Raw genomic sequence first — 3,370 nt, forward strand, 5'->3', positions numbered from 1 at the left:
TCATCCTGCCTTCCGCGACACTTGTACATCCCTGTACATCGCGCAATAGACGCAGAGGACGCAGAGTTTTGTAATTGAAATCTCTGGAGGACCGCTTTGTCTATCAACCAAATCTGCATGCTGGCTTATGTTAACGATAGTGTAACCAAACCGGCGGCGTTTGGCTGCGCTTTAACGCATCAGCTGTATATAGTCGCGGTAAATGCAGCGGTCCATGATCACGGTGAGACCGGCGTCTTGGGCGCGTTGCGCTTCAGCCTCGTTGATCACGCCATCCTGCAGCCAGATAGCCGGCAGTTTGCGTTCGATGCAGACGTCGATGAGCGGCGCGATTTGATTCGGGGCGCGGAACACGTCGACCAGATCGATCGGTCCGGGGACGTCGGCAAGCTTCGCGTAGGCCGGCTCGCCGAGCACGTCGTCCACCGCCGGGCGCACCGGAATAATGTGGTAGCCGAACTGCTGTAGCGCGCTGGCCACCTGGTGGCTGGGGCGGGCCGGTTTGGGTGAGAGGCCGACCACCGCGATATGCCGGATTCTGCCGAGCAGGGTGCGAATTTCTTCAAGACCGGGATTTGTGAAAGTCATAGTGATAAGTCTACTCCCCCAGGTGGCCCTGTACGACCAGATGCCGGTCGCTGACGCTTTTTACCTCAAGATAATCGAGGCCTACCTGATGTAACTGCTGGCGTACCTCTTCCGGCGTGAAGGCGGCGCACAGCGAATGATAAAAATCACGTTGCAGGATGGGCGGCTCACTGGCGGCATACTGTTCCATTAGCTCGCGTGCTTCTTGGGGACTGGCCGGACGTTGCAGGTCCATGACAAATACCGGCGTGCCGGGGCGCCCGTGCTGTTTAACGGCCTGCCAGAGCACCTGCGGATCGTGCAGATGATGCAGCAGGCTGTTACTGATAATGACATCGTAGGCGGGCACAGGAATCGTGTCCCGTGGCAGATTGACCCGGTAGAGGTGGATGCGTTCAGTGAGCTGTTCCCGGGCCAGTCGCTCGCGACCTTCGGCCAGCATCGCTTCGGCGCCGTCGATGCCATCAATATGACAGTGCGGATAGGCCCGGGCGAAGCGCACGCTGATATCGGCCGGCCCGCAACCCAGATCCAGCACGTTGCCATGCAGGTGCTTGTTGGTAAAACGTTGCTGAAAACAGTCGATGAAAAACTGGTGCGGTGCGTCGAAGTCGGCCCAGGCATAGGCGCGGGCCTGCTCGGCCTCGTCCATCAGTTCCGGTTCAGGGGTGCGTTGCATCATTACCTCAGGGTAGCACCGATTCTCCGGCAAACAGTTCCGGGAGAGTTTCCCGTTCGCGGACTACATGGATCTGCTCCCCATCGACCATGATCTCGGCGGCGCGCGGGCGGGTGTTGTAGTTGGAGCTCATGGAAAAACCATAGGCGCCACAGGAGCGAACCGCCAGCAGATCCCCTTCGGCCACCGACAGCGCGCGATCCTTGCCAAGAAAATCGCCGGTCTCGCAGACCGGGCCGACCACATCGTAATAGACGGGATCGCCGTGGGTTTGCGTTTTGACGGGAATAATTTCCTGCCAGGCGTCGTACAGGGCCGGGCGCATGAGATCGTTCATCGCCGCGTCGACAATGGCGAAGTTCTTGTCCGGTGTCTGCTTGAGGTATTCGATCCGGGTGATCAGCACACCGGCATTGCCGGCAATCGCGCGGCCGGGTTCGAGCAGGATAGTCTGTGGCCGATCGGCCAGTAGTTCGCGCAGGGCCGCGGCATAATCGCCCGGTTCTGGCGGTGTTTCATCGTGGTAACGAATCCCCAGTCCGCCGCCCAGATCCAGATGCTCGATCGGGATCCCGTCCTGTTCCAGTTCATCCACCAGTGCCAGCACCCGCTGCAACGCATCCAGAAACGGAGCAGTCTCGGTTAACTGCGAACCGATATGACAATCGATGCCTATAATAGTGACATGCGCCAGATCGGCCGCCCGGGCATAGACCGCCCGGGCCTGCTCGATGCCGATGCCGAACTTGTTTTCCTTCAGCCCGGTGGAAATATAGGGGTGGGTCCGGGCGTCCACATCCGGGTTGACCCGCAAGGAAACGGGGGCGCTGAGATTCAGCTCGCCGGCTATCTGGTTGAGACGCCGCAGCTCCGATTCGGACTCCACGTTAAAACAGTGAATACCCACTTCCAGTGCGCGGCGCATTTCATCGGTGCGCTTGCCCACACCCGAGAAGACCACTCTGGCCGGATCGCCACCGGCCGCCAGTACCCGTTCCAGCTCGCCCTGCGAGACGATATCGAAACCGGAGCCCAGGCGCGCGAACAGGTTGAGCACCGCCAGATTGGCATTGGCTTTGACCGCATAGCAGATCAGGTGCGGATGATCGCCCAGCGCCTGATCAAAGGCACGCCAGTGACGTTCCAGCGTGGCGCGGGAGTAGATGTAACAGGGTGTGCCGTGCTGTTCGGCAATGGCCGCCAGCGGCACCTGTTCGGCGTGCAGTTCGCCGTCGCGATAAGTGAAGTGATCCATGGATTCAGGATGCCTGTCGGGTTTGTTCGTTCTGATCGGGCAGGTACAGGGGGCCCTTTTTGCCGCAGCCGGACAGCATACTGCCGACACCCAGGACAATAACCAGAAGGATAAACAGGATTTGTGGCCAGCAGAAGCGCATGGGCGGACTCATTACTCGAAGGTTTGTGGCATTATACGCGGAAGGTTGCGCGGATGTCAGAGTCCGCGCCCATTCAAAACCGGTAATGCCCATGCTGACCAAGCTGATCATTTTGCTGATTTCCCTGCTGGGGGTGGTGCTGCTGCTAAGTGGTATCGCCCGGATATTTCGGCGCAAGCCCCTGCGTGGCGCGCTGCAAAGCCTGGGTGGACTGGTCCTGATCGGCGGTGCGATCCTGAGCTGGTCGGTGGCGCTCAACCTGTACGGCTATCAGCAATTGACCCGGGAGCAGCCGGTGGCCTGGCTGCGTTTCGAGGAACGCGGTCCACAACGGTTTCAGGTCTATGTCATCCATCCGGATCAGATGGCGCAAAGCTTCGAGCTGCGCGGCGACGAATGGCAGGTGGATGCCCGCGTACTCAAGTGGACCGGACTGGCCACCCTGGTGGGGATGGAAACGGCGTATCAGCTGGATCGCATCACCGGTCGTTACCGGGATCTGCAGGAGGAACGCCAGTCGCCCCGCACGGTCTACAGTCTGTATGAGTCGCGCGGGGTGGATGTCTGGAAACTGGCGCGCGAGCACCAGGGCTGGTTGCCCTGGGTCGACGCGGTGTACGGCAGCGCCACCTATCTGCCCATGGTCGATCGCGCCGAATATGCCCTGAGCCTGACCACCAGCGGCCTGATCGCCCGTCCCGACAAC

General features: G+C 60.3%; 5 protein-coding genes. 1 reads left to right on the forward strand and 4 read right to left on the reverse strand.

The genetic code is table 11. The features are described from left to right. Positions 1-171: 171 nt before the first annotated feature. Genes RI563_RS12125 through lptM form a run of 4 tightly spaced genes read right to left on the reverse strand, consistent with a single transcriptional unit; the run spans position 172 to position 2,664 of the window. Positions 172-588: a CoA-binding protein gene (locus tag RI563_RS12125; RefSeq protein ID WP_310694645.1), complete on the reverse strand. Its 417-nt coding sequence runs from the start codon at positions 586-588 to the stop codon at positions 172-174. A 10-nt stretch (positions 589-598) separates the two neighbouring features. After that, positions 599-1,270, reverse strand: coding sequence for a class I SAM-dependent methyltransferase (locus RI563_RS12130; protein ID WP_310694646.1), 672 nt, complete (start codon positions 1,268-1,270; stop codon positions 599-601). A gap of 4 nt (positions 1,271-1,274) precedes the next feature. After that, positions 1,275-2,522: a diaminopimelate decarboxylase gene (lysA, locus tag RI563_RS12135; protein ID WP_310694647.1), complete on the reverse strand. Its 1,248-nt coding sequence runs from the start codon at positions 2,520-2,522 to the stop codon at positions 1,275-1,277. A gap of 4 nt (positions 2,523-2,526) precedes the next feature. Then, a complete protein-coding gene (lptM, locus tag RI563_RS12140; RefSeq protein WP_310694648.1) occupies positions 2,527-2,664 on the reverse strand; it encodes an LPS translocon maturation chaperone LptM in 138 nt (45 codons plus the stop codon). Between the two features lie 91 nt (positions 2,665-2,755). Here lptM and RI563_RS12145 point away from each other — a divergent pair. Then, the coding region (locus RI563_RS12145; RefSeq protein ID WP_310694649.1) for a hypothetical protein at positions 2,756-3,370 on the forward strand (615 nt) is incomplete at its 3' end.

This window comes from Thiohalophilus sp. (assembly GCF_031581315.1).
Taxonomy (GTDB): domain Bacteria; phylum Pseudomonadota; class Gammaproteobacteria; order UBA6429; family Thiohalophilaceae; genus Thiohalophilus.